A 25,151-nucleotide genomic window follows, 5' to 3' on the forward strand; every position below is an offset into this window, starting at 1 on the left:
TCGACCGGTCAAACTTGAATGCTATTTTCTAAATGGGCTTCGGCGGCCTCGATCATCAAGGATATCTGCTGTTTGAGCTTGGTCTCATCGGCCATGCCATCAGCCACCGTCAATGCCTTCTGGAGAAAGCCTTTCTCCACCCTATGCTCGTTCGAATCGTGTGCGAGATCGGCCATGAGCATCAGTTCCTCGAGCAGGTCCGGCGCATCATCCGTCCTCTTCGAAGCGATCGCCAACGATTCCTCGAACGCCCTGTGGCCTTCCTCCTTCCTCCTCATAAGGGCATAAGATGAGCCGAGATAGGCACAGACCACCGACTCTCTGGCCGGATTTAACGTCTTTCTAGAAGAATCAAGTGAACGGAGGAAGGACTCTGCGGCCTTCCGGGGTTTGTCGTTCGCTAGGTAGAGTATTCCGAGAGTGAGCGCCATCTGATCCTTGTGCTCGGCCTCCATAGGCAGGTTCTTGATGCTTTCTAAGCAGAGTTCCAACGCGAACTGCGGCCTTCCGTCCCTCACGTGCGCCTCAATGGCCTTGAGCATCTTTTCCGGGGCCTGGACCATATCGCGGTAGTAGTCGCCTAACAGAAGTACCGAACGGGTAGCGTATGCCGGACCCAGTTGCAGTTTGTATTCCTGGTCCATCATTTCGTGGCGGGAGCCATGTTCCATCTCCCGGAACATCCTGAGGCCCATCGCTTGCATGATCAGAAAATGCAGCGTCTCGGGGACCATGACCCGGTCCTGGATGGCAAACAGGATCCACGATGTCCGGTCGTCCGGAAGACCCATCTTTGCGGTGACCTCCATTGCTTTTCTGTCCAAGATTTCCTGGAAATCTGAAAGCGATTCCAATGAGATAGGGTCCACCCCTCTAAGCCTTAGCCCGTGGTCCACCAGTTCCTGCATCAAGGCAATGAAGCCCTCCTCACTGTCCACGTCCTTGGACACAGCAGACCAACGTACGCAGGTCAGTGCGGTATCTAGGTCGTCCAGTTGCACGATGTCCGATTCCACGTCCTTTAGCTGGAGCGGGCAGCTCTTCTGTTCGCCGAACCTAACGTCCCCTAACTTGAAGAAGAGCTCTGGATACAATCCGAGGAGCCTGTCCCTCTCCTTTCCGTCATAACTGTTTCCCGGGAACATCAGGTCGACCGCCACCTCGGCGGCAAGAGCCTCAAGGTCCCCAGCGAACCAGGATTTGGATTTCAGGCGTTTGGTCACCTCACGGAACAGCCCTAGGTCAGACGACATCGACACCAGCATATCGTCCTCGGCCACTGCGTTGGCGAGGAACTCCCGTCTTTTCAGCGCCGGAAGTCCTGCGAATTGTGGGGAAGCGCATTGAACGAACTTCTCATGGAGATCCCCCCAATTCCTCATGAAATCGAAATATCGGGTGAACTCTTGGAATGGAAAACTGTTGTAGAGATCTCCCATCGCATTCACCTCTTCCATGTCTCCTTCCACCGATTAAAGTGTAGCAACTACAATTTATATTTGGAGTATGGAGGACGACTCTTGATAACGACCACAAGGAATATTCTTTACCTCCAGTGCCCCTTTCTTGATCCATGCGCTTGGTGTGTTGGAACGTGAACGGGATCAGGGCGGCCTATCGGAAGGGGTTGCTGGAGTGGATCCGCAAGGATTCGCCGGACATCCTTTGCCTTCAGGAGATAAAGGCCAGCTGTGAACAGTTGCCAAAGGATCTTTGCGATATCCCAGGTTATGAACCGTATTTCACTTCGGCTGAAGAGCGCACAGGATATAGCGGCGTGGCTCTCTACACCAGGGCCCACCCGGAAAAGGTCGATTACGGCATCGGGATCGATCGGTTCGACACGGAGGGCAGGACGATGATAGCCCACTATCCAGATTTTGTCCTGTGTAACATCTACTTCCCCAACGGCAAGGCTTCCCCGGAACGGTTGAGGTACAAGATGGACTACTATGAGGAGTTCCTCCGATACGTCAATGAACTGAGGTCTAAGGGAAGATCGGTGGTCATATGCGGGGACATCAACACCGCCCACAAGGAGATCGACATCGCCAGACCGAAGGACAATATGAAACGGTCTGGTTTTCTGCCGGAAGAAAGGGAATGGATGGACCGGCTAGTTGCCAACGGATTCATTGATACATTCCGGGAACAGCATCCAGGAGAGGTGAAGTGGTCCTGGTGGGACCAGAAGACGCGCGCCAGGGAAAGGAACGTGGGCTGGCGGATCGACTATTTCTTTGTCAGCGCAGACCTGATGCCACGTGTGTCCAATTCCTTCATCGAGGATCAAGTGACCGGTTCAGACCACTGTCCAGTGGGCATCGAGATGGAATAGTCGACCGGAGTGACTTGGTAACAACAGAAGGGAACATCATTCATGTATGATGGCAGATGGCAATTTATGCGATGTTCAGGACTACGAAGGAAGCCGCCATGATTTAATAACCGAGGAGGGACTGTATGCAGCCAGAAGGTGCTGATTTGAAAGAGCCGAAACAAGTTGCTCTTGTCGCATGTGAGGGTTATGGCCGGGACCTGGCACTCGACGCGGTCAAACGCTCCGTGGACCTGATCGGGGGCATAGGACATTTTGCGAAACCTGGACAGCGGGTTCTCCTGAAGCCGAACATACTGATGCCTTCCACGGCTGACAAGTGCGTGGTGACACATCCTGACATCGTCTATGCGGTGGCCAAGTTGTTGGTCGACAACGGCTGCAAAGTGATCATCGCTGAGAGCCCAGGAGCAGGGATGGTGTACAGCGCAGCGAACCTTAGGAAGGCATACGAGAAGGTCGGCTATGACCAGGTCGCAAAGGACCTGGGGATAGAGCTCAACGAGGACGTGGGGGCACGGGATGTGGCCAACCCCAACGGCGTTTTGATGAAGCGGCTGAGGCTCATCGAGCCGGTCTTCAACGTCGATGCCGTCGTGGTCGTTTCCAAAATGAAGACGCACCTTTTCACGTATATGACCGGGGCCGCCAAGAACGCGTTCGGCCTGGTGCCTGGAATGGAGAAGCCCACCTTCCATGCCAGATTGCAGAGGACCGAAGAGTTTGCCAGGATGATTGTGGACATCAACGAATTCGTCAAACCGACCTTGGAGATCATGGACGCGGTGGACGCGATGGAAGGTGATGGGCCCCAGTCGGGAACTCCAAGGCATGTTGGGGCGATCCTGGCCAGCGGATCCTATTCCGCGCTCGATGTGGTGGCCTCAAGGATCATGTCGATCGATCCGACCGAGATATGCACGATAAGGGCAGCGGTCGAGCGCGGGCTTCTGGCCGAAGATCTTTCGGATGTGGAAGTGATCGGCGAAGAGCTGGATAGATTCGTCGTCCCGGACTATCAAAGGCCGTCGACCTTCATGGGCAGGAAAAGGAGCGGGGGGAGGACGATGAAGGCTATGATGTCCCTGATCAAGGTCTATGCCCTGAGACCGAGCATCGTAAGGTCCATGTGTGTTGGGTGCGGCAAGTGCTACCGCGGTTGCCCGATGAAGGCGATCAGCATGAAGGACGGCAAGGCCAAGGTCGACCAAAGCAAGTGCATCCGCTGCTATTCCTGCCACGAGTTCTGCGATAGCCATGCCATACTCCTTAGGAGAAGCCTTGGCGGAAAGGCCATGGCCGTTTTCATGGAGAGAAAGAAGTGATAGCGGACGGCTGAGGGATGAGCACGTGAAGGGTTGCCACTTCCAGGATGTTCCAAGAAGGAAGAGCGTTTGCCTAAGGGTCCTGTGCCAGCAACGGGAACGCCAGCCGCATTATCGCACCTGCGACGAGCATCGAGAAGAAAGATGCCAGTATCGGGCGTGGGACGTCGATGTTAGGTTGGAGGTCGTCAGGCAGCGATCTCTGTTGACAGATTCCTGCCCCGGCTGTAACGGCAGGCACGAAAACCTGGCGGAACAATATGGATGCGTCTGCCGCTGCCGGATGGAGGAGGCGTTCAGAAGCTCACCCGCGTACCTTGAGGCGGGGAGCGTGGACGATCTTTTCGAAGCTGCGCCGCTGATGATCAGGGCTAACATGTGGAGGAAGCTCCGGAATGCCGTTGTGGAGCGGGATAGGGGCGTCTGTCAGGATTGCGGGAGGGAGCTTACCCACCTGCCGAAATGGTACACCGAGGTTCATCACATTATCCCCCGGATACGTGGTGGCGGCGATCATCCGGCGAATCTGAAAACGCTGTGCATCGAATGCCATCGTAAGTACACGGACGAGATGCTGCTCTCCCGTATCGAACGCACCGATGAGGCCTACCAGGCGGCAATCCTATTCAAGAAGTAGGCCGGGCCTACTTCGGTTTCTCACCGAACGCTTTCAGTCCGTTGCTCACCACCTCGCGCGCCTTGGGGTTGAAGATGTTGCTGAACACCACATGACGCGCTGTCTTGTTGTGGGCCAGCAGAGACATGAGCTCCAGCACGCCGGACTTGTTCTTCCAGGCGTTCAGATATGCGTCATAGCCCTGCTGTACCAATCCCTCCAGTTTGTCCTTGTCCTTGCTCCCTACGTACTCGTAGACGCGGTGGTTACGCTTCCATTCATCCGGCCCGATGGTCCCTTCCTTCTCCATCTGCTGCCAAAGCGGAGTTCCCACCAGATAGTCGAGGATGTTGATCTCTACAGCATGCGGCCTGAGCCGGGATATCATGTCGATGGTCTTTCTTATCTCCTCGTCCGATTCCACCGGCGCACCAAGTATGAACGAGGTGACAACGATCATGTCGGCCTCCTTTGCGTTCTCCACGGCGGAGACTATCTGGGCGGGCCTGATCTTCTTGTTGTAATAGTCGAGCACTGTCTCCGAGGCCGACTCGGCCCCGAAGTACATCACGTCGAATCCGGCCTTCTTCATGGTCCTAAGCATGGCCAGCGAAGCGTTGTTCACCCGACCCTCACAATAGAACCTCATCTTGATCCCCTTCTCGCGGATCAGGCTACATAACTTGTCCACCCGCTCCTCCTTGTGGGTGAAGTTGTCGTCCACCAGAACGGCGCTCCGATAGCCTTCGTCGTACAGCAATTGCATCTCGTTGACAACATTCTCAGCGCTGCGATAGCGCCATCTCCTCAGCGAGAAGGCCGCGCATGAGCAGTACGAACAATTGAAGGGGCATCCCCGAGAGGTGGAGATAGTGGTGAACTTGCCGAAGGTCAGTGGAATGCCCTGCATGGTGTATCCATACTCGACCCCGGAGAGCATTTTCCGGTCTGGCATCGGAAGGGCGTCGAGGTCCTCGATGATCGCGATCTGGTTCGAGATGTGCCTTCCCTCATCCAAATAGCTTATGCCAGCCACCTTGTCCGGCTTCCTGCCGGACTCGATGCAATCGAGCAGATCGACCATGGCCTGTTCTGCCTCCCCCTTGATGATGTAGTCTATGAACGGATATCCGCGCAGGATCGGTTCAGAGGCAAAGGTAGCGTGATAGCCTCCCAGGACGATCACTGTATCCGGGAGCCGCTCCGATACCTTTCGGATCGTTTCAATGGCCTTGAGAAAGGTGTGGGTGGAACAGTTCATCCCGAACACGTCCGGCTTTTCCCTCGCCACAAGCTCGACCAGCTGATCGCTTTCCATGTTCAGGCAGAAGGCGTCCACCACCTTGATGTCGTCATTGCGGTACTTTTTTACATTTGCCGCTATGTATAGAAGACCGAGCGGAGGCCATAGCTCAGCGGTCTTCCATGGTGGAGTTGTGAGAATTATCTTCATGTCTTTCAGATCCCGACTTTTTTAGATCAAAATTGGCGCAAAGATAATAGTGGTTTTTCCAGTCTAAAACATTTTGCCTTCCAATCTATGGCCAGAAATAGGTTAATAATGACCTATGATGAGATACCGGTATGCATGGCCGGGTATTCGAGGTTAGGAAGGCCGTAAAGGAGGACTATGATATCATCATCGCTCTCTGGACCAATGCTGGATTGCACCATAAACCCTATGGAAGGGATTCCAGAGAAAACTTGGAAAGGGAGATGACAGACCCAGAGGTGGACTTCCTGGTAGCTTTGGAGGGAAATCATATCATCGGTTCGATCATAGGGACCAACGATGGCCGGAAGGGATGGGTGAACCGGCTGGCAGTTGACCTTGACCACAGAGGCATGGGCATCGCCGAGGACCTGGTGGAAATGATGGAGGATAGATTCAGATCCCGCTCGCTAAAGATCTTTTCCTGTCTGATCAATGCTGAGAACGGGCCGTCCCGATCACTATTCGAAAGGATCGGTTACGACCGTCACCCAGAGGTGTTGTACTATTCAAAGAAGATCGACCCTGAGGTCTGAAGCGACAATTATCATGTCATGGAAAACGAGGGAACAATATATCTCCGGATAAGGCAAATCACATGGGAATGCCCGAACCCCAGGCTTCATCCATCAGAATCCTGGTTGTAGATGATGAGACAACCCTTCTAGAGATAGCCCGGGAGTTCCTGGAACAGGTTCCAGAGTTCACCGTCGATGTGGAAGCGTCCCCGCTCAAGGCGCTTCAGAGGCTTGCCTCCAATAGCTATGATGCAGTCGTTTCAGACTACCAGATGCCAGGACTGGACGGCGTCCAATTCCTGAAGACCCTCCGCTCCCAAGGAAACGATATCCCTTTCATCCTTCTCACCGGCAAAGGTCGGGAGGAGGTGGCAATGGAAGCGCTCAACAACGGAGCGGACTATTACCTTCAGAAAGGTGTCCAGGTCAGGCCGCTCTTTGCCGAACTGACCAACATGCTACGGCGAAGCGTCGAGCACATGAGGAATGGACAGGCGATCAAGGAGAGCGAAATAAAGTATCGAAGGCTGTTCAATAGTAGCCGCGATGCAATAATGGTCTGGAGGCTGGACGACGAAAGTCACTTGGTCGATGTCAACGAGAGAGCGTGCTCGCTGCTGGAGTATTCCCACAATGAGCTTCTCGACATGAACAGGACCGTTCTCTTGGCACCAGAATACAGCGATGCGGGATTTGCTCCCAAGGGGCCGCTCATTGACAAAAGGGAGACCTCCGTCGAACTGACATTGGTCTCCAGATCCGGCGAAATGATCCCCAGTATGGTGAAGACCAATGTCGTGGAGATCCAGGGGGTCGGTCACGCCATCTCCATCGTCCTCGACCAGCGGGAAAGGCACCGTTCCGAGAAGGAAGCGAAGGAACGGGAGGCGAGGTTCCGAGCGATCTTTGAGAATTCCGCCACCGGGATCGCTCTGGAGGACTCGGACCGGAGGATCCTGGAATGCAATCAGGCATTGGGCCGGACATTCCATAGGAAGTGCGAGGATCTCCGGGGGACCATAGCCTACGACCTTATGGACCCAGAGAGGGCGAAGGACGACCGGATCGAGTTCGACCACCTAATGAACGGTGAGCTGGACCAATACACCAGGGAAAACCAGTATCGGGACAAGGACGGGTCTGCCATCTGGGCCAACGTGCATTTCTCCCGGATCAGGGATAACGGAAGGAACCTGGCCCTCGCCATGGTCGAGGACGTGACCAAGAAAAGGCAGGCGGAGAACATCCAATCTTCCCTCTACCAGATATCCCAGGCGACCGTGTCATCGCCGAACCTGGATGCGCTCTATGGCAGCATCCATCAGATACTGTCCGGGCTTATGCCGGCCAAGAATTTCTTCATCGGCCTGGTGGCGGACGACAACGAATCGATGACCTTCCCTTACTTCGTGGACGAGAGGGACCCAAATCCTGGCAGGGTTTGCAGGTGCAGGACCACGTCCAATTACGTGATCCGGACCGGCAAGCCCCTTTTCATGGACAAGGGCCTCTGGGCCAAGCTGATCGCCGAAGGAGAGATCGTGCCATCCGGATCCTTGCCCATCCAGTGGATGGGTGCCCCTCTGAAGGTCGGAGGGAGGACCATAGGGGTTATGGTGGTCCAGAACTACACTGGGACCGTCACATACACCAATCTTGACCTGGATATTCTGATGTTCGTTTCCGACCACGTGGCTTTGGCAATCGATCTCAAGAGATCGGAGGAGGCGCTGAGGGAGAGCGAACGTAAGGTTTCCACCTTGATGGGTAACCTGCCCGGTATGGCTTACCGGTGTCGGAATGACAGGGAATGGACCATGGAATTCGTTTCCGAAGGCTGCCGGATACTTACTGGCTATCCGCCCCAGGACCTCATCGGTAACAAAATCCTAAGCTATAAGGACCTGATCCACCCGGAAGATCGAAAACTGGTGTCGGATGAAGTGACAAAGGGCGTGGATGGAAGAACCCAGTTCCACGTGGAGTACCGAATTATGGCAAGGGACGGGGCCGTCAGATGGGTTTGGGAGCGAGGGTGCCCGGTGTTCGACGGGGCTGGGGGATTCGTAGGCCTGGAAGGATTCATCACCGATGTGTCCATGAGGAAGAAGGCCCAGGAGGACGTGGGACTGGCTAACAGGAAGCTCACCTTGCTCGGGGATCTGACCAGGCATGACGTGCTCAATCGGGTCACCATGCTGTCCGGATACCTGGAGCTCATCAACAAGAACGAAAAGGACGAAAAGTTGCGTCGCTATGCGGAGAAAGCTGCGATAGCGGCTCGCTCCATAGGGGAGCAGATGGAATTCATAAAGGAATACCAGGGAGTGGGGATCGGGGAACCGGAATGGGTCGACATGGACCCTCTGGTGGGCAGGGCAGTATCAAAGACCGATCTGGGCATCATCGGCATCTCTCATGATCTGGAAGGACTGTCCGTTTTCGCCGATCCGATGATAGAAAAAGTATTCTGCAACCTCATGGAGAACTCGGTGAAGCATGGCATGACAGTCTCTCGAATCACGATCACCTATCTCAGAGGGAACGATTCAGTGGAGATCTATTTCAGGGACGACGGGAACGGCATCCCATCGGACACGAAGGGGCAGTTGTTCGATAGGAGCTACAAGCGCAGGCTAGGCCACGGCATGAACTTCGTTCAAGAGGTGCTTCGAATAACAGGAATGGAGATAGACGAGATCGGCCTTCCCGGAAAAGGAGCGCTGTTCCGCATCAAGGTGCCGACTGGATGCTATCGTTTCAAGGAAGAGGTCAGTAAAAGTTATATGAGCGACACCTCCGTTATCGACCAAGGGAGGGCCGAGAAATAATGTATGTCATCCTGGCCATCGATGCACAATCATTCTCCAGCAAGACGGCGAAGTATGCCATAGAATATGCGAAGGCCATAGGACTGGACCTGCTTGTCATGTCGGTCCTGAGCAAGAAGGACATGGAGGAGAACCCTCGGCTCGTCAAGTTCACAATGATAGTCATGTCCCGCATAAAGACGGAGGCAGGGGATGAAGGGGTAGAGGCAAAGACCTTGCTTGAAAAAGGATCGCCTATGGAGATCATCCTCATCGAGGCGGACCGGATCGGTGCAAAGGCCATCATTCTCGGCCCGACCGCCAAGACCGGCTTGGACAAGTTCATGATCGGCAGCGTCTCCGAGGGACTTATCAAGGCAGCGAAGTGCCCTGTCGTGATCGTGAAATGATCCGCACTGAACGGTATCGAGCATAGGTTCGCCTGCTGCCGAACCTGCCAGTCATGAATGCTGGATACAGCTCTCCGCTGAGCTATCTCCAAAATGTAATTTGAAAAGTTATATCGGAGGGCTCGCCAATCGCTACCCGTAGGAAGGTGGCGATACGAACATTCTATTGGCAACGGACGGGAAAGAACACTCGGCCAAGGCCGTCAGGTACGCTTTCGACCATGCGAAGGACCATAAGGCTACACTTTTCGTGGTGTTCGTTGTAAGCCCCAAGGCGGATGAGGACAAGGAACGCATGATAAGGCTAGGCCTGGACGAGCTGGACCGCCTCAAGGACATGGCCACCAAGGAAGGTATCGATGTAAAGACCCTTCTCGAGGCGGGATCACCCTACGATACGATCCTTAAGGTCTCGGACCGGGTGAGCGCTAACGAGATCGTGGTCGGAACGTCTGGTAAGACGGTCATCGACCGGGTCCTCATCGGCAGTGTCTCAGAATACATAGTGCGGAATGCCCGATGCACCGTCATCGTCGTCCGGTAAGCTTCTTCCGATCAGGATCTGAGATTCGATGTCGGATCGCCGGTCTTGATCATTCTTGATTCCATGATGTCCAACGCCACCATGATCCCTTGGATGATCGCCTGGGGCCGGGGCGGACACCCAGGTATGAAGACATCGACCGGCACCACCGAGTTCACCCCGTTCGAGCATGCATAGGTATCCGCGAACAGGCCGCCGCTTATGGCACAGACCCCCATTGCCACCACGATCTTGGGGGTCGGCGTGGCCTTGTATGTCTGGAGAAGCGCATGCTCCATATTGCGTGTGACCGGACCAGTGACCAAAAGCATGTCCGCGAATCGGGGCGAGGCGACGATGTGCAGACCGAACCGCTCTATGTCATAGATGGCGTTGGTGAGCGCGTTCACCTCGACCTCGCAGGCATTGCACGAGCCGGCATCCACTTCCCGGATCGAGAGTGAGCGGCCCAGCACCTTCTTTATCCTCTGGTCCAAGTGCCGCCCCAACACCTCTACTTCCTCACTGTTTTCGGTCAATCCGGTACACCACCTTAAGGTTCTGAGCGTCCTTAGCGGCCAGCTCGAACTTCTTTGACATCTTGATCGCCTGTTCCGGGCAATGTCTGGCGCACTCGCCGCAGAAGATGCATTTGCCCATGTCGATGGATATGGTGCTGTAGCCTTCGTCTATGGCTCCGGTGGGGCATACCCCCACACAGCCCTTGTCCATCCGGCAGAGGTGGACATCGACCTCGGGCATCCCCATATGACCGTCGTAGGGCGTGTAGGGCCGATCCGGGTAATCGATGGTCACAACGCCTTTCTTCATCACTCCATTGGTGTACCATCTGAACATTTTCTCACCTCACAGGTCATTCCCAGCATAGGAGAGGCTGAGGCTCTTGTTCACCAACGGGAAGTCCGGGACTATGTTCCCCAGTACCGCAAACTCGATCGCCAGCCAGTTGCTGAACGATGGGTCCCGGACCTTGTGACGGAACGGCACTCCCTGCCCGGCCATGATCCAGTGCATCGCCTCACCGCGAGGGGCTTCGACCAGACCCATCCCCACCTTCCTCTCTGGCACATCGCCAATCTTTACGGCTATCTCCGAGCCCTTCATCAGGTCAAGCGCCTGCTCGATGATGCTCACCGACTCGTTGATCTCGTCGATCCTTACCTTCGTTCTGGCCAGTATGTCTCCCTCCCGGTAAACTGGCACCGTGAAGCTAATGTGCTTGTATGCTGCATATGGATGGTCTCGCCTGACATCCCGGTCTACACCGCTCCCGCGGGCCGCCGGCCCCACCAGGTCCATGTTCTTGGCGATATCATAGGAGATCGTCCCAGTGACCTCGATCCGGTCCATTAGCGAGGGCATGTCGTTTATCATGGACACCCATTCGGAGAGCTCCAGCTTCGTCTTGACCAGGGTGGACTCGAGCTTGACCGCCTGCTCCTTGCTGATGTCCTTCCGAACGCCGCCCAGAGCGTTGACCGAGCGCAAGAATCGGCTCCCGGTAAGCCAATCGTTCAGGTCCATAATGCGTTCCTTGAGGATGTAGGCCTGCTGCGCACCGACGTTGAAGGCGGTGTCCAATGCGATCCCGCCCAGGTCACCAAGGTGATTGTATATGCGCTCCAGTTCCAGCATCGTGGTCCTTATGTTCTCCGCCCTTTCGGGCACCTGGACCCCGGCTATCGATTCCAGGGCCTGACAGTAGGCGGTCGAATGGGCAAAGCCGTTGTCCCCCGATATCCGCTCCGCCAGGAAAGTGCCGCGGTGGTAGGAGGTGGATTCGGACAACTTCTCCACGCCGCGGTGGACATAGCCCATCCGGATCTCCAGATTGATGATCGGTTCGCCAGCGACACTGAATCGGAAGTGTCCCGGCTCGATGACTCCCGCATGGACCGGACCGACCGGTATGACGAACACCCCCTCCCCTTCGACCGGGCGATAGGGATAATCGGTCTTGATCCTCTCCACCTTCGACTCTATGTCGAAGTCCTTGCGCAGGGGATAATAACCAAGGGGCCAGTCATCCCAAAGCACCAAGGGCCTGGGGTCTGGATGGCCGAGGGCGGTTATTCCGAACATGTCCATGATCTCGCGTTCGTACCAGTAGGCGGCAAATACCTCGGAGGTCAGCGTGCGGTAGGCGGGCAAGGACTCATCGATCTTCGTTGCCAGGGTAAGGAACAGGTCCTTCTTGGGAAGGGAGAATATGGTATAGAGGCAGAAGTTCGATGTGAACTCCCGCTCATCGGTGGCATGCTGCGAGATCAGGGTCACATGGTAGCGCCGGTTCAGATGGGCCACCATGTTGAGGAGCGAGTCCTTGGTCACATCGATACGCAGGTTCTTGCCCTCGAACGATGTGGAGGTCACCCCGACGGCGACGTTCGGCGGCAGGTCCTCCACGATCTCGGTCAGATACTCTTCGCTCATGGATGCACCCCGAACAAATTCGCGATATTCTCAAGCAGATCATGAAGCTGGGAGGGGATGAAGATGCCCATGACGAGTATCATGACCAGCAGCACGCCCATCGGCAGGAACCTGGAACGCTCCAATTCTCCCTTGGCTATGCCTTCCGTCGGCTCACCGAACATCATCTTGCTCACATGGTACATGAAGGCTGCGAAGATCATCGACAGCAACACAATATAGATTCCGGCCGCGAGATAGTTGGGCGCGGAGAGGCCTCCGGTCAATATCGTCACCTCTGACAGGAATATGCTGAACGGCGGAGATCCGGTTATGGCAAGTGCACCTGCAATGAACAGGACGGCGGTCATCGGCATCAGCGAGGAAACGCCTCTGATACCGGCGATCTCCCGGGTCTTGAACTTCTGCAACAGGTTGCCCGCGCCGAAGAAAAGAAGGCATTTGGTGAGGGCATGGTTCAGCATGTGCAGTAGTGCACCGAATATGCCCAGGAACCCCCCGATCCCGAAACCGAAGGCGATGATGCCCATATGCTCGATCGACGAATATGCCAGAAGCCGCTTGAAATCCCTGGCCATGATGATGAATGCTGCAGCCACCGCGATCGAAACCAGTCCGAAGATCACAAGCAGCGTGGATGAGAATCCGGGAACGGTGACCGAGGTGATCAGGTGGAATCGGATAATGCCATACATGGCACAGTTCAGCAGGACGCCGGAAAGAAGCGCGCTGACCGGAGTCGGTGCCTGTGAATGAGCGTCCGGAAGCCAGGTGTGCATGGGAGCCAGACCCACCTTCGTGCCATAGCCGACCATGATCAGGATGAACGATATCTTCAGAAGCGTCGGGTCAAGATGGGATGCGTTGGCCATCAACGTGGACCAGTTGAGAGCGTCGGAGGATTCGCCCAGATATCCGACGGACGATGCATAGGCCAGGATCGTGCCGAACAGCGCCAGGGTGATCCCGACCGAGCAGATGATCAGGTATTTCCACGCCGCCTCCACGGCTGTGTCGTTCTCCGTGAAACCGACCAAGAAGGCTGAGGCGAGCGTGGTCGCCTCGATGGCGATCCACATGATCCCCAGGTTGTTGCTGACGACCACCATCAGCATGGTGAACATGAAGATGTGGAACAGCATGTAATAATACTTGACCCGGTCCACCGTCAGCTCCTTCTCCTTGACCTCGTGACCGATGTACGGTATCGAGTAGATGGCGGCCATCAGGCCGATGAAAGAGATGATGAAGAGCATGTACGCGCTCAGCGAATCCATGTACCAGATGCTGTACCCGATGTTGCCATTGGTCATGACATCGTAGACCAGGTAGCAGGCTAGGCCAAACAGCGCGATTATCCCCGCCGTGGAGACCAGTTCCATCTGGCGGCGGGTCCTGGTGAAGAAGAGCACAAACGCCGTAACAATGGGGATGGCCACCATCAGTTCGATCATCATCAGTCCCTCAGCCTCCTCATGAAAGTGGTATCGACCGTCTCGAAGGTGTGGTTGATCTTGAAGGCGAATATTCCCATTATGATCGCTGCCACCAACACGTCGAAGAAGATGCCTATCTCGACGATCATCGGCATACCATAGGTGAGCGAGATCGCTGCCAGGAAGAGACCGTTCTCCATCATCAGCAGCCCGACGATCTCGGTCATCGCCTTGCGCCGGGCGATGATCACGAAGAATCCGATCAATACCACCGCTAGTGAGATAGCCAGGCAGTTCTTGGTGATGACGCTTCCCTGGGCTATGATGGGTGAGGTGATGTAATAGGCGATGAAGGTGAGCGCCCCGCAGATCAAAAGCGACCCAGGTATGCTTACCAGCGGTTCTACCTCCTTCTTCACCTTGATGCGGTCCACCGTGTAGTCCAGGAACCGGGGGATCACGATGACCTTCAGCACGATGGTCAATATCGCCACGATGTATATGTGGTCCGCCTGGGTATAGTACGCCACCGCTGCGGCCAATAGACCTAATGCCAGTGACCCGAGGGTATAGGCCCGGATGATCTGATGCATCCGGGCGCCAGCGACCATGACGAACGCGAACAGCAAGATCAGGGCGGCCAGCCCGTTGATCACATCGGTCAGGAGTACGTCGCTCATCTTGTTCGCCTCATAGAATGTAGAATGACATCACCGCCAGCAGCGCAAGGGTGAACGATACGGTCAATAGGTTGGGCAGACGGAACAGCCGAAGCTTCGATATCGACGATTCTATGATGGCGATGACCAGAGCCAGGAACAGCACCTTTCCCAGGATGGCGACGAGACCGACACCGAGGCTGATGACGGACAGGTCGTTGGCGATGCCCCAGGGGAAGAACACGTTGGAGAGTATCGTGAAGTATAGGACCAACCGGGTCATGCTGGAGAGTTCCATCAGGCCCAGCTTCTTGCCGGAGTACTCGAGGATCATGCCCTCGTGGATCATGGTAAGTTCGAGGTGCGTGGTCGGGTTGTCGACGGGCACACGTGCGTTCTCGGCAATGGTCGATATGAGGAAGGCGGCGGACGCCAGGAAGAGTGCCGGGCGAACCAGGTCGATCCCCGAGATGGAGAGGGCGCTGGCGATCGATCCCAGGCTGGTGGTGCCAGATATGAGGCCCATGGCAAATATCGAGAGCAGCATGGTCGGTTCGACGATCGATGAGACCATCATTTCCCTGCTGGAGCCCATACCTCCGAAGGCGCTGCCCGCGTCTAGCGCGGCCAATGCGGTGAAGAACCGTACAGTCCCCAGAAGATATACCACGACGATGAGGTCGCCGACGAAGCCGAGGGTCCTGGTTATGAATACCGGGACAATAAGTGCGGCGATCAGCACCGCCGCCATGGAGATGTACGGAGTGACCGAGAATATCCAGGAGGTCTCCCTGGACACGACCGAATCCTTGTGGAAGTATTTGGCGATGTCACGGTACGGCTGCAGGATGCTCGCCCCTTGCCTTTGCTGAGCGTATGCTTTGATCTTCCTGATGATGCCGGTGATCAGTGGGGCCACGGCGAGCAGGAGAAGAGCCTGCAGAACGCTCAACACTATATCGATGTAAATCTGGTCCAATTCACATCACCTGAATATTATCAATAGGAACACCAGCGTGGCGAAGATATAGGCCAGATAGGCCTGGATGCTGCCCGCTTGGATCCTCGTGACCCGGCGCGCAATGAAGACCATCGAGCCTACCACCGGCTGGTACAGGTATTTTTCGAAGACTGGCACGACAACGAAGGCATAGGATACCTTCTTTTTCACATAGGGTGAGGATGTAGATTCGGTCCTGACCTCAGGCCTGGGCCGGTAGATGTAGCTGAAGACCCTGACCAGTGGGTTTGAGTAAGCGGTCCCGGTGTACTGATTATGGGCGGTAAGCGGAGTGCCACAATCCCAGGTGTCTTCCACCACTGTCGTGCGTTTACCACCGTATCGATTGGAGATCACAATGACCAGCGGGACCATGATGGCTATGAGTATGGCCACCGCGAACGGCGACATGGTCGAGAACTGGTCATTGGTAGGGCTGATGACGAAACCGTTCACTATAGAAGAGGCCGCAGAAACTCCCACCAGCGGAGTGGTCACCTGGTCCACGTAGGGTATGATGGCGAAGGACATCACACCGGTGGCGATGCAGAGGAAGGCAACTATCCCGGAGCCGACCAGCATGGTCCTGGGCACCTCCTTGGCGTGTTCAGCGTGCTCGCTCCTGGGTTTTGCCAGGAAGGTGATGCCGAACAGTCTGACGAAACACACCGCCGCCAACGCGCCGGTCAGCGCCAGTACGGCGATGGCCACCGGTAACAGGATCTTGACCGTCACGTCCGCTATCTGGAAGGACTGAAGCAGCGATTGGAATATCAACCACTCGCTCACGAACCCGTTGAACGGGGGAATGGCAGCGATGGACAAAGCTCCGATGAAGAATATTATCCCGGTCCATTTCATTCTCTTCGCCAACCCTCCAAGCTTCTCCATGTCCCTGGTGTGGGTGGCGAAGAGGATAGAACCTGCTCCCATGAACAGGGCCCCTTTGAACAAGGCATGGTTCATGACATGCAGAAGGGTTGCGATGAGCGCTAATCCAGCCAGCAAGGACAGATTGTAGGACTGGAAGACCATTGCCGCGCCGAGACCGATGAGGATTATGCCCACATTCTCCACGGTGGAGTAGGCTAGCACCCGTTTGATGTCCGTCTCCATCAAGGCGTACATCACCCCCAGCAAGGCAGAGATCGACGCAGCGAGCAGGACGAGCAGGCCCCACCAGGTATCGGTGACGCCGAGGAAGTCGAAGAACGTGCGGATCATCATGAAGATCGCGGTCTTGACCATCACACCGGACATAAGCGCCGAAACGTTCGACGGAGCGGCGGGGTGCGCGTAGGGCAGCCACACATGCAACGGTATTATCCCGGCCTTGGTTCCGAAACCGATGAAAAGAAGCACGAAGAGCGTGCTCTTGAGCGCACTGGGCATCAGTGCCCCGACCCCTGAGTAGGAAGAGAAATCGAACGAATGGTCTTGAGTGTATAGGCCCATCATGATGAGGGCGATCATGATCAGCGCCGTTCCAAGGTGGGTCATCACGACATAAAGCAGACCGGAAGACGCGATCCCATCCTTCCGGTTCTCATACACCACCAGAAGGTAAGAGGTAAGGGACATCGCCTCCCACACGATCAGGAAGAAGATGGCGTTGCTCGCTGATATGACGAAGGTCATGGACAGCAGGAATAGGTTGAAGAGAAATCCCAGCAAACCGATGCTGTATTTGCCGTCATATTCCTTCGAGTATCCTATCGAATAGATGGATACTGCGAACGAAACCACCGAGATCACAAGGAGGAAGAATGCGCTTAACCGGTCCAGAGTGAAACCGAAATGCCCGAACGGAGTGTCGAACGGCAACTGCAGACTCATCGGCGAACCCGTAAGGACCAGGATTGAAACGATGGTCCCGAAGAGCGCCGATAGGGCAGCGGCACCGAACGATGCCGAGGCACATGTCCTGTCCTGATGCCTCAGGACCACCGCCAATAAGGCACCGGCCATACCTGTTGCTATGAGTAGAAAGAAGAACAGATCAGCGTCCAAAGGATGCCCCCTCTGCTCTCATCATGGTCTCTTCTTGCGTATCCAACGTCCAATTGAAGTTCGCACTCGTTGTGAAGACCTTCTGTGTTTTTAGGGCAAAATCAATTCTGACCTTTAACCTTTCGTTGCTAAATTACCCAGTTTCAAACATTTCGTCTGTTCGGTTCTCGGCATTACTGTTCAGTTGGAGCCCTTCCCGCAGCAAAGAACCTCATGGCCATTCCGACCGCCAATAGCCCTGCTCCGGTCCAGAGGAACGACATCAGCGGTATCTCCTTCATCTGGATATTAGCGGTGGAATTGTCGACCCAGTCATATGTGAGGTAGATGTCCTCCAAAGATGCACTGTAGACGAACACCATGACATCGACCTTTCCCAGATCCCCGAACAACGACAGATACATGGCCTTGAGGACCACTCCGCCTTGGATCAGTTGCCCGGAGCGGTAGAGGTCGACCGTCGCCTCTCGGACCTGATCATACCTTTGTCCGGCCACTCCTGTCACGTTGACGATATCGATCCCGGTCACTGTGACGGTGTAGCCTCCAACGCCGACGCTTCCTCCGATCGGCACCTTATTGAACTCGCCTGATGCAGGCAATGATTGGGCGTTGTTCGAGACGACGAATGTCAGGAGCATTAAGGCCACACCGAAGTGCATGACCTGGGGTCCGGCCCGGTATAGCGTCTTGCGTAAAGAACCAGGTACCCCGGAACGCATTATGCGTTCGACGGATATCGCGATCGCCGTGAGGGCTGACGGCACAACCAGGCCGATCTCCAGGCCATAACCGAACAGGGACATGACCGTTCCCAGCACGATCGACGAGACGACCAGACCGACCGCCAGCCAGGTCATCCATCTACCCTTAACCCACCGATGGATCAGGCACAGGGACATAGCGATCAGGATGGCCGCGATGAAGAACGACATCTTCTGGTTGAACTCTGCGAAGTTCGAGGACATGGTCATGTCCACGTTCTTGACCATTATGAGCAGGATGACTGCTGCCGCCAATACCATTATAACGACCGCCAGTGTCATGAGGGACCGGTCGGTGAAAAGCTCCCCCTCCTCCTCATCGGACCTCGGGACGGCACGATAGTTACGATAGAGGAAATACAGCCCGGCCAGGAAGATCATCATCAAGACCGCGAAGGTGACCGCGACAACTGCATCCTTCTGAAGGGCCGCAGACAACCGTTCTGGGGCGGAAGTCACCGCACCGGTCCCGAACGAATGCACCGAAGCCGCCCATATCCCACCTGCCCGAGTAATGAATGTCACCAGTAGAGCGGATGAGAACGTTATCATCGCTAGCGGTGCTGCCACGACCGGGTATTGCTTTCCTGTCAGGTTGCGCAGCAGGACATGGACCAGGGCGGTCGCCATCAACCATGCCAAAAGCGAGGAGGTCTCTACCGGGTCCCAGCCCCAGTATCCGCCCCACCCTATGACGTAGTAAGCCCAAACGGCGCCTATGACGATCCCGAGGGTCAGCAAAAGCCATGCTGGCCTGGCCCATGAGAGGGCGATCCTGGTCCAGCCTTCATCCTTGCCCAACTGGTTAGACAGGGCAGCTGCGAACACCACCATAAGCAACGCGTAGGCGGCGAAGACGAGTATCGGATGGATCGCCATCTCCGGTGTCTGCAGTGACAGGACCATTCCCTGGCCGTTGGGGTAGAGTGCCACCAACGACGGGTCGCTCGATGCGAAGAGGTTCACCGTCAAGAGCACAATGGCGAATATTGCGGTGACCGATATGGCGATCAGCCTCAACCTTATGCTGAAAACAACAGCATCCGATTTAGCCCTTCTTTCTCTGAGGAGCTCTAAAACAATAACCAGCGACATGAGCCACGTGAGCAGGAGGAATGAACCTGGAGGGCCGGACCAGATCGCTGATAGTTTGTACACGACATCGAGGTCGGTGGACGAGTTAGACCAGACATACGCCAGCGAGGTGTCGGTCATCAGGAATGCGTAGATAAGGTAGAACATGGACAGAGTGAACGCGATGAAGGAGAGGACCAATGTGAGGTCGAATATCCTTGACAGCCTGTCCGCCTTCAGATACAATTTGGCGATCCCGCATAGGGCGGAAGCGACCATCAAGGCCGCTCCCAATATCAGTAACATGTCTCCCAGTCCCATGAATCAACCGCCAGCCACTAGATTGCATCATCTATCAAATCAATGTTCCCCTGTTTTGGGCTTCGGCATCCCTTCACCCAACGATCCGCGCCAGAGCACAAAATATGCCAAAAAGGAGACGACAAGCACAATGGAACTGATGAACCAGGCGACCTCGATCGAAAAGAGACCGGACACCACACCCAGGGTGACCGAGGCCACCACCCCTCCTAGTTGGGAGACCAGAGAATCGAAGGACATCAATGTCGAGCGCTTCTCAGAAGGAATTCCGGCATTAAAGGCTGCGGCGTGAGGAGAGCCCATCAGACCTATCAGCATGTAAACAATGAAATATAACGCGACAAAACCGATGACCGATTCTTGAAGGGCCAGGATGGTTATCGATGCCGATATCCCGACCGCAACGACCACGAGGGTCAGGTATAGGTTCCCTTTGAAAAGGTCCGCCAGTTTGCCAGAGAGGGCACTGCCCACTGAGGCCATGGCGAAGTATCCAGCAGCTACCACTCCGAATATCCAGGACTGAGAGTCGGACCCTATGATCCCCTTGAGGCGCGGTTGCCATAACAGCTCCAGACTGAACAGTGCGAACCCGAACGCCAGAGTCGCGGTCAGGAGGAGTCGGGTGTTCCTGTCGCGGATGCCGAACTCGACCGCGTCATGCAGTACATGGGGAACGTCCTTGAAACCCTGGGCAACGCTTTTTCGGCCAACCTTGATCATGTTCTCTTTTATCAGAACGGAGGTAAGCAATATCTGGACCACTACCATCAGCATCATGGCCAGAATGTTCGCAGAGTACCTTCCCATTCCGGTGAGACCGGATGCCGCTTCACCAAACAATGTAGGGATGAGCCCACCGACCAAAGCGCCCAGGGCCAGACCAATCGGGATGAAGACATTGGCGGTACCGAGGGCTTTCTGTAGATTGCCTTCAGGATGCTCCCGGTTGAACTCGTCCACGAACCAGGCATCGATGGAGCCGGAGGAAAGGGCCCGGGCAACCCCATAGATCACGAACCCGATGGCAAGGGAAATGAAGTCCCGACCGAACAGAAGGAAGATGAGGGCCAGCATCGAGACGCCAAGAGATGCGGTATAGACCCTCTTCCGCCCGATCGCATCGGCCATTCCGCCGGTGGGCAACTCCAGGATGATCACAGTTCCTGAATAAAGGGCCAACACCGTCCCCACCTCGATCAGGCCAAGCCCTTGGTCTAAAAGTAGCAGCACCATAACCGGCGTGAACATGCCCGGTATGAACCAGTGCACCGCCTGGTTTATGATGTACCGCAGTAGGAGCCTGTCTATCAACCTGAACGCCTCGGTCCGTTATACATTGACCGGAGCCGTTGGCGACCTGATAAGTCTAACTGCGGTCAGTACTTGGAGGCGCAACCCACGGTGACCTCGTTGGCATGGAAAGTCACCGGCAGCCCGGCAGATATGATGCCTTTGACGACCACGCTCTTTCCGTTCTCAAACCCCGAAGGCAGCGTCCCATTCATGGTCACATGGATCGTGTCGTTAAGGTTCGTCCTGTCAGTCAACGTAAAGTTCCCGGTCCCGAACCAGTTGTTGACATTGCCTTGGACCTCCAGGTATTTGCCGACATAATGGGAGGTCCCGGCCCCGATGGCGATGGCGTCCGACGTTACGGAGGTGACCTCAAGGAAGCTCTTTCCGGTCGTGTCCCAGCCCCAGAATATGATCACCATGGCCAGGGCGATCACGGCCACTGCCATCAGGAGGCGTTTCCTCTTGCGAGGCATGCCCTTTTTTTTCGACTTCGGCTCACTTTCCATCTTGCTTGAACCTCTGCTTCAGCTCCATCAATTCCCTTTTGAGCGAGCCTTGTTTTCGGTCGATGTAGAACAGATACAGGAACAGTCCGACCCAGACCAGGGAGTAGGCGATGTAGATCGGGACCAGTTCATTGGCCATCAGGATTCGCCCCCCATCTTCTGCTTCATGTCCTCAAGTTCGATTCTCATCTCTTCTATTTCAACCCTTTTCAGAAGCATCGCAAAGAAAAGGAAAGAAAAACCTATCACAGATACCATGACGGTCATTCCTGCCTCTAAGGATAGACTCCCTGTGCTGGACGCGATCACTTCTGGATGGCTAGACTGAAGGAGCGGGGCTATGCGGGCGGACAAGAGACTGATCGGAACAGTGAGGAACGCCACTATGCCGTATACCGCGCTGACCCTGGCACGGCGCACCGTTTCACTGATCGATGGACGCAGTATCAGGTAACCGACGTATGCGACCCACAGTATGAAAGTGGTCACCAGCTTCGTATCCTCCCAGCGCCAATAGACGCCCCATTCTTCCTTTGCCCATACCGGCCCGGTGAGCAGGGCCAGGGTGGCGAACACGATACCTATCTCGGCGGCCGCAAAAGCGATCGTGTCCGCCCTCTCGTCCCTCTTCCATAGATAGACGATGCTGCAAATGAAAGTGATGAAGAAGGCAAGATAGGACACCCAGGCCACTGGCATATGGAAGTAGAATATCTTCTGCGCGAGCGGGGCGGTAAGGACCTCGGGATTAGCCCCGGCCAACGATGAATCGATGCCGTTCCTGTCGCTGGAGATCGCACCGGATGATGTGACCTTGCCGTCGACGGTCAGATTCGTTCCGGCTTGGATGGAGTAGTTTGGATCATAGGGAAGGACAACGAGCACCGGTTGTGCTGTGAAGAACGGATGACCGTAGAAGTATCCGTCCGCCCGGGCTATCGAACCGCTGGTGTAGTTGCTGCCTTTCCAAAGGAGATAATCGGAGTGGTCGATGAGCAAGAACTCATAGTCCGATCCGCCAGCGTTCTGTTCGGTGAACATCGCAACACCGGTCACTTTCATTCGGGACCCTTCCACCGACTGCAGCACCTTGTCAGCTGACCTGACCCCGCTGGTCGGAATAGGGGCGTAGAACATGGCGAGATATACGGTGAGAAGTATCAGAACGGCCGAGATTGCGACCAGCGGAATGAATAGCCTCTTGAAGTTCATCTCATACCTCCAGAACATAATCGATGAGCAAGTATCCAACCACGGCGAAAAGGACTGCGAATCCTAGTACTGGCTGCAGCTGAGACAGCATCGCCGATGTATCCCCTTTTATGGCAAATCTGGTGGCCGAGACGGCCGGAAGGATGACGGCGAAGATGACCAACGGTATGGACACGATGGGGAAAAGCGCAGCCCCTGAGCGCGTTGCCGAGACGATCGCCGCCACCAGGGTGCCTATAGCCACGATCGCCGCCGTGCCCGCCATCATGACCAGGTATAGATCGACCGCCGCCCCCGAGTAGCCGTAATCGAAGAATACCGAGAACATGACCAGGGAGAACGAGTTGACCACGGTTACAAGCAAGAAGTTGGTCAGCGCCTTTCCGGCGAACAAAGTCCCCCGGTCCACTGGACACAGCATGAGCGCCTCCATCGTACCCCTCTGTCGTTCCTTCTCGAACGTGGCGTATATGCCAGTGACGGCGGCGAACGAGAAGCAGATCCATAGGGAAGCGGCAGAAAGCTCGGCCATGTCGATGGTGCCGGCCCGCACTGAGTCGGTGAAGGCGAACCGAAAAGCAAGGATGATCAGAAGGGAGAACAGCAACATCACTCCCAGCATCTCCTTCGAGCGGAGTTCGACCCGAAGGTCCTTTGCGGTCAGGGCAAGCGTCCCTCTCATGGCTCCACCGTCCGCAAGGAGCTCTGGTAGGACCTACGAAAATCGGGCGCTGCCATCTCTTCCCGGGAGAAGGTCGCCGTGATGACGCCTCCATCGAGCACCGCACCTTGGTCAGCAAAGGATGAGGCCAGCTCCAGATCGTGGGTCACCAGCAAACCCCCGCCGCAATCGTTCTTTTCCCTTTGTAGGATGGCGGAAAGAAGATCTATGCTCTTCAGGTCTAGACCGGAGAATGGTTCGTCAAGCAGTAGCAATCGGGGCGAGGTTATGAGCGCCCTGGCTATGGACAGGCGCCTGCTCATCCCCATCGAAAGGGTCGCGCTGATATCGTTCTTCCTCAGGCCAAGGCCCAGATCCTCCAGGAGAGCCTCCGCTCGGGGCATGAACTGTGATGATGGTCGGCCTGCCATCGAATGGAAGAAACGTAGATTCTCTATGACGGTGAGCTCGTCGTATATCAACGGAGCATGCATCACCGCCCCGATGGCTCGCCGGGCCTCCACCGGATCCGCCCTGATGTCGATACTGTCGATCAGGACCTGCCCCTTGTCAGCTGACGATAAGGTGGCTATGATCCTGAGTAGCGTGGTCTTTCCAGCCCCGTTCGGCCCCAGGATCGCCATCATTTTCCCGCTCTCAAGGGAAAGACTGACGCCTTTCAGGACTTCTTTCCTGCCATAGGACTTCCATAGGTCCTTCACCTGCAACATGTATGGCCTTTTCTCCTCAGAAGGTTCGTATTACAGCTATTCAGTTATCAAATCTTTCCTGGTATATGATATGGACAGGGGCGTGCATCGATGATCACGATGTGAAGGTCGGCTCGATCGATCCCCTTTTGGCAGGCATATCTCGATGTGCAGTATGATCGACATACACAGAATGTAGCACATCACTGACTACAATATTACAGCCTGAAACCGAGCATCCACACACCATCCTGCGACCGGATGTATCGCCATCCGAGGCAAAGACATTTTAAAGATGAGGCTCGAATGGTAATCAGCGACCAGAGGCTGAACCCCGATGAAAAGGAAGGTCGCGATATCGTTGATTACCATTTTTGCCGTTCTAGCGACGATGATGACCGTTGCCGCATTCCCGGAGACCGGTGTGCCGAACTCCAACAGGGGTGCCGATTGCGGTTTCCAGCCCGGATGCCATCAACCTGACAACTCGTTAACCATGGCCATGCAGGCCTCATCGACCTCATTGACCGCCAACCAGACCGTCTCTGTATGGGTCAACGTCACCCGGAACGGGGCCGGTGGAGAGGGAGGCAATGAGGAGACCAGCCCCCTGGCGGTCATCTTGTTATCAGGGACGACCACCGGGAATGGAACAGACCCCCTCTCGGCAGGATGGTCCATTGTCAGCGATCCTGACGGTACAGGGTTCAACGAGAACCAGCGGAATGCAGGTACCGGACCGACCCCCTACCACTGGGTGCTGAAGGCTCCCTCGACGGCGGGTAGCTACAAGCTCGTAGCTCAGGCCTTCCACGACGGGCCGAGCTTTACGACCTATTCTCTGGGAATTGCATTCACTGTCTCTGCGTCGACAACTCCATCGAATGGTGGATCGACCACGCAGTCCTCCACCCCCATAAGTCCGGGGATCTTTGCCATTGTGGCAACGGTCGTGATCATGTTGGCAATCATCGTGAGCTGGCTTTCTGTGAGACGGAAAAAGTGAGAGAAAA

Annotated in this window: 24 protein-coding genes; 8 read left to right on the forward strand and 16 right to left on the reverse strand. The window is 55.6% G+C overall.

Annotated elements, in window-relative coordinates; translation table 11 throughout:
* Positions 1 to 8: 8 nt before the first annotated feature.
* Positions 9 to 1,457 (reverse strand): tetratricopeptide repeat protein, encoded by a 1,449-nt coding sequence (locus VGK23_08145; protein HEY3420507.1) that lies wholly within the window; start codon positions 1,455 to 1,457, stop codon positions 9 to 11.
* Between the two features lie 116 nt (positions 1,458 to 1,573).
* On the opposite strand from VGK23_08145, the gene VGK23_08150 reads away from it, so the two are divergent.
* The 3 genes from VGK23_08150 (at position 1,574) to VGK23_08160 (ending at position 4,300) form a co-directional block, all read left to right on the forward strand.
* Positions 1,574 to 2,338, forward strand: a complete 765-nt coding sequence (locus tag VGK23_08150) for an exodeoxyribonuclease III (protein HEY3420508.1) — start codon at positions 1,574 to 1,576, stop codon at positions 2,336 to 2,338.
* A gap of 125 nt (positions 2,339 to 2,463) precedes the next feature.
* Positions 2,464 to 3,663 carry a DUF362 domain-containing protein gene (locus VGK23_08155; protein HEY3420509.1) on the forward strand — a complete coding sequence of 400 codons (1,200 nt, stop codon included), beginning with the start codon at positions 2,464 to 2,466 and terminating at the stop codon, positions 3,661 to 3,663.
* A gap of 25 nt (positions 3,664 to 3,688) precedes the next feature.
* Positions 3,689 to 4,300 carry an HNH endonuclease gene (locus VGK23_08160; protein HEY3420510.1) on the forward strand — a complete coding sequence of 204 codons (612 nt, stop codon included), beginning with the start codon at positions 3,689 to 3,691 and terminating at the stop codon, positions 4,298 to 4,300.
* A 7-nt stretch (positions 4,301 to 4,307) separates the two neighbouring features.
* On the opposite strand, the gene VGK23_08165 is transcribed toward VGK23_08160, so the two are convergent.
* Entirely contained in the window at positions 4,308 to 5,732 is a 1,425-nt protein-coding gene (locus VGK23_08165) for a radical SAM protein (GenBank protein HEY3420511.1), read from the reverse strand.
* A gap of 131 nt (positions 5,733 to 5,863) precedes the next feature.
* Here VGK23_08165 and VGK23_08170 point away from each other — a divergent pair, with 131 nt between their 5' ends.
* From VGK23_08170 to VGK23_08185, 4 genes are all read left to right on the forward strand, one after another.
* The gene (locus tag VGK23_08170; protein HEY3420512.1) at positions 5,864 to 6,307 is read left to right on the forward strand and encodes a GNAT family N-acetyltransferase; all 444 of its coding nucleotides are present in this window, start codon (positions 5,864 to 5,866) and stop codon (positions 6,305 to 6,307) included.
* A 68-nt stretch (positions 6,308 to 6,375) separates the two neighbouring features.
* On the forward strand, positions 6,376 to 9,120 hold the full coding sequence (locus tag VGK23_08175) for a PAS domain S-box protein (GenBank protein HEY3420513.1): 2,745 nt from the start codon (positions 6,376 to 6,378) through the stop codon (positions 9,118 to 9,120).
* Positions 9,120 to 9,509, forward strand: a complete 390-nt coding sequence (locus VGK23_08180) for a universal stress protein (GenBank protein ID HEY3420514.1) — start codon at positions 9,120 to 9,122, stop codon at positions 9,507 to 9,509. The genes VGK23_08175 and VGK23_08180 overlap by 1 nt, the downstream gene beginning before the upstream one ends.
* Positions 9,510 to 9,675: 166 nt before the next feature.
* Entirely contained in the window at positions 9,676 to 10,053 is a 378-nt protein-coding gene (locus VGK23_08185) for a universal stress protein (protein HEY3420515.1), read from the forward strand.
* A gap of 11 nt (positions 10,054 to 10,064) precedes the next feature.
* Here VGK23_08185 and VGK23_08190 read toward each other — a convergent pair whose 3' ends face one another.
* The 14 genes from VGK23_08190 to ccmA all read right to left on the reverse strand — a co-directional run bounded on the left by VGK23_08190 (position 10,065) and on the right by ccmA (position 24,159).
* Complete coding sequence (locus VGK23_08190; GenBank protein ID HEY3420516.1) at positions 10,065 to 10,571, reverse strand: NADH-quinone oxidoreductase subunit B family protein; 507 nt, start codon at positions 10,569 to 10,571, stop codon at positions 10,065 to 10,067.
* A complete protein-coding gene (locus VGK23_08195) occupies positions 10,555 to 10,890 on the reverse strand; it encodes a 4Fe-4S binding protein (GenBank protein ID HEY3420517.1) in 336 nt (111 codons plus the stop codon). Before VGK23_08195 ends, VGK23_08190 begins: the two co-directional genes overlap by 17 nt.
* 9 nt (positions 10,891 to 10,899) lie before the next feature.
* Positions 10,900 to 12,486: an NADH-quinone oxidoreductase subunit C gene (locus VGK23_08200; GenBank protein ID HEY3420518.1), complete on the reverse strand. Its 1,587-nt coding sequence runs from the start codon at positions 12,484 to 12,486 to the stop codon at positions 10,900 to 10,902.
* Positions 12,483 to 13,943 carry a hydrogenase 4 subunit F gene (locus tag VGK23_08205; GenBank protein HEY3420519.1) on the reverse strand — a complete coding sequence of 487 codons (1,461 nt, stop codon included), beginning with the start codon at positions 13,941 to 13,943 and terminating at the stop codon, positions 12,483 to 12,485. The genes VGK23_08200 and VGK23_08205 overlap by 4 nt, the downstream gene beginning before the upstream one ends.
* Complete coding sequence (locus tag VGK23_08210; protein HEY3420520.1) at positions 13,943 to 14,602, reverse strand: hydrogenase; 660 nt, start codon at positions 14,600 to 14,602, stop codon at positions 13,943 to 13,945. The genes VGK23_08205 and VGK23_08210 overlap by 1 nt, the downstream gene beginning before the upstream one ends.
* A 10-nt stretch (positions 14,603 to 14,612) precedes the next feature.
* The gene (locus tag VGK23_08215; protein ID HEY3420521.1) at positions 14,613 to 15,560 is read right to left on the reverse strand and encodes an NADH-quinone oxidoreductase subunit H; all 948 of its coding nucleotides are present in this window, start codon (positions 15,558 to 15,560) and stop codon (positions 14,613 to 14,615) included.
* Positions 15,561 to 15,566: 6 nt separating this feature from the next.
* Entirely contained in the window at positions 15,567 to 17,591 is a 2,025-nt protein-coding gene (gene hyfB, locus VGK23_08220) for a hydrogenase 4 subunit B (protein ID HEY3420522.1), read from the reverse strand.
* A gap of 173 nt (positions 17,592 to 17,764) precedes the next feature.
* Positions 17,765 to 19,750 (reverse strand): cytochrome c biogenesis protein CcsA, encoded by a 1,986-nt coding sequence (gene ccsA / locus VGK23_08225; protein ID HEY3420523.1) that lies wholly within the window; start codon positions 19,748 to 19,750, stop codon positions 17,765 to 17,767.
* A gap of 39 nt (positions 19,751 to 19,789) precedes the next feature.
* Positions 19,790 to 21,064: an MFS transporter gene (locus VGK23_08230; protein ID HEY3420524.1), complete on the reverse strand. Its 1,275-nt coding sequence runs from the start codon at positions 21,062 to 21,064 to the stop codon at positions 19,790 to 19,792.
* A 65-nt stretch (positions 21,065 to 21,129) separates the two neighbouring features.
* Positions 21,130 to 21,555 carry a cytochrome c maturation protein CcmE gene (locus VGK23_08235; GenBank protein ID HEY3420525.1) on the reverse strand — a complete coding sequence of 142 codons (426 nt, stop codon included), beginning with the start codon at positions 21,553 to 21,555 and terminating at the stop codon, positions 21,130 to 21,132.
* Positions 21,545 to 21,694, reverse strand: a complete 150-nt coding sequence (locus VGK23_08240) for a CcmD family protein (protein HEY3420526.1) — start codon at positions 21,692 to 21,694, stop codon at positions 21,545 to 21,547. The genes VGK23_08235 and VGK23_08240 overlap by 11 nt, the downstream gene beginning before the upstream one ends.
* The gene (locus tag VGK23_08245) at positions 21,694 to 22,767 is read right to left on the reverse strand and encodes a cytochrome c biogenesis protein (protein HEY3420527.1); all 1,074 of its coding nucleotides are present in this window, start codon (positions 22,765 to 22,767) and stop codon (positions 21,694 to 21,696) included. Before VGK23_08245 ends, VGK23_08240 begins: the two co-directional genes overlap by 1 nt.
* 1 nt (position 22,768) lies before the next feature.
* Entirely contained in the window at positions 22,769 to 23,449 is a 681-nt protein-coding gene (locus tag VGK23_08250) for a heme exporter protein CcmB (protein HEY3420528.1), read from the reverse strand.
* On the reverse strand, positions 23,446 to 24,159 hold the full coding sequence (gene ccmA, locus VGK23_08255; GenBank protein ID HEY3420529.1) for a heme ABC exporter ATP-binding protein CcmA: 714 nt from the start codon (positions 24,157 to 24,159) through the stop codon (positions 23,446 to 23,448). Before ccmA ends, VGK23_08250 begins: the two co-directional genes overlap by 4 nt.
* A gap of 316 nt (positions 24,160 to 24,475) precedes the next feature.
* On the opposite strand from ccmA, the gene VGK23_08260 reads away from it, so the two are divergent.
* Positions 24,476 to 25,144 (forward strand): hypothetical protein, encoded by a 669-nt coding sequence (locus VGK23_08260; GenBank protein ID HEY3420530.1) that lies wholly within the window; start codon positions 24,476 to 24,478, stop codon positions 25,142 to 25,144.
* The last annotated feature ends 7 nt before the right edge of the window (positions 25,145 to 25,151 follow it).

The organism is Methanomassiliicoccales archaeon, from assembly GCA_036504055.1.
Lineage (GTDB): Archaea > Thermoplasmatota > Thermoplasmata > Methanomassiliicoccales > UBA472 > DASXVU01.

Coding starts and splice junctions, on each gene's coding strand:
- ccmA (HEY3420529.1), bottom strand. CDS start 24,159: ATGTTGCAGGTGAAGGACCTATGGAAGTCCTATGGCAGGAAAGAAGTC.
- VGK23_08245 (HEY3420527.1), bottom strand. CDS start 22,767: ATGAACTTCAAGAGGCTATTCATTCCGCTGGTCGCAATCTCGGCCGTT.
- VGK23_08145 (HEY3420507.1), bottom strand. CDS start 1,457: ATGGAAGAGGTGAATGCGATGGGAGATCTCTACAACAGTTTTCCATTC.
- VGK23_08175 (HEY3420513.1), top strand. CDS start 6,376: ATGCCCGAACCCCAGGCTTCATCCATCAGAATCCTGGTTGTAGATGAT.
- VGK23_08180 (HEY3420514.1), top strand. CDS start 9,120: ATGTATGTCATCCTGGCCATCGATGCACAATCATTCTCCAGCAAGACG.
- VGK23_08260 (HEY3420530.1), top strand. CDS start 24,476: ATGAAAAGGAAGGTCGCGATATCGTTGATTACCATTTTTGCCGTTCTA.
- VGK23_08205 (HEY3420519.1), bottom strand. CDS start 13,943: ATGATGATCGAACTGATGGTGGCCATCCCCATTGTTACGGCGTTTGTG.
- VGK23_08250 (HEY3420528.1), bottom strand. CDS start 23,449: ATGAGAGGGACGCTTGCCCTGACCGCAAAGGACCTTCGGGTCGAACTC.
- VGK23_08170 (HEY3420512.1), top strand. CDS start 5,864: ATGCATGGCCGGGTATTCGAGGTTAGGAAGGCCGTAAAGGAGGACTAT.
- VGK23_08200 (HEY3420518.1), bottom strand. CDS start 12,486: ATGAGCGAAGAGTATCTGACCGAGATCGTGGAGGACCTGCCGCCGAAC.
- VGK23_08150 (HEY3420508.1), top strand. CDS start 1,574: ATGCGCTTGGTGTGTTGGAACGTGAACGGGATCAGGGCGGCCTATCGG.
- VGK23_08165 (HEY3420511.1), bottom strand. CDS start 5,732: ATGAAGATAATTCTCACAACTCCACCATGGAAGACCGCTGAGCTATGG.
- VGK23_08210 (HEY3420520.1), bottom strand. CDS start 14,602: ATGAGCGACGTACTCCTGACCGATGTGATCAACGGGCTGGCCGCCCTG.
- VGK23_08240 (HEY3420526.1), bottom strand. CDS start 21,694: ATGGCCAATGAACTGGTCCCGATCTACATCGCCTACTCCCTGGTCTGG.
- VGK23_08195 (HEY3420517.1), bottom strand. CDS start 10,890: ATGTTCAGATGGTACACCAATGGAGTGATGAAGAAAGGCGTTGTGACC.
- VGK23_08235 (HEY3420525.1), bottom strand. CDS start 21,555: ATGGAAAGTGAGCCGAAGTCGAAAAAAAAGGGCATGCCTCGCAAGAGG.
- VGK23_08155 (HEY3420509.1), top strand. CDS start 2,464: ATGCAGCCAGAAGGTGCTGATTTGAAAGAGCCGAAACAAGTTGCTCTT.
- ccsA (HEY3420523.1), bottom strand. CDS start 19,750: ATGGGACTGGGAGACATGTTACTGATATTGGGAGCGGCCTTGATGGTC.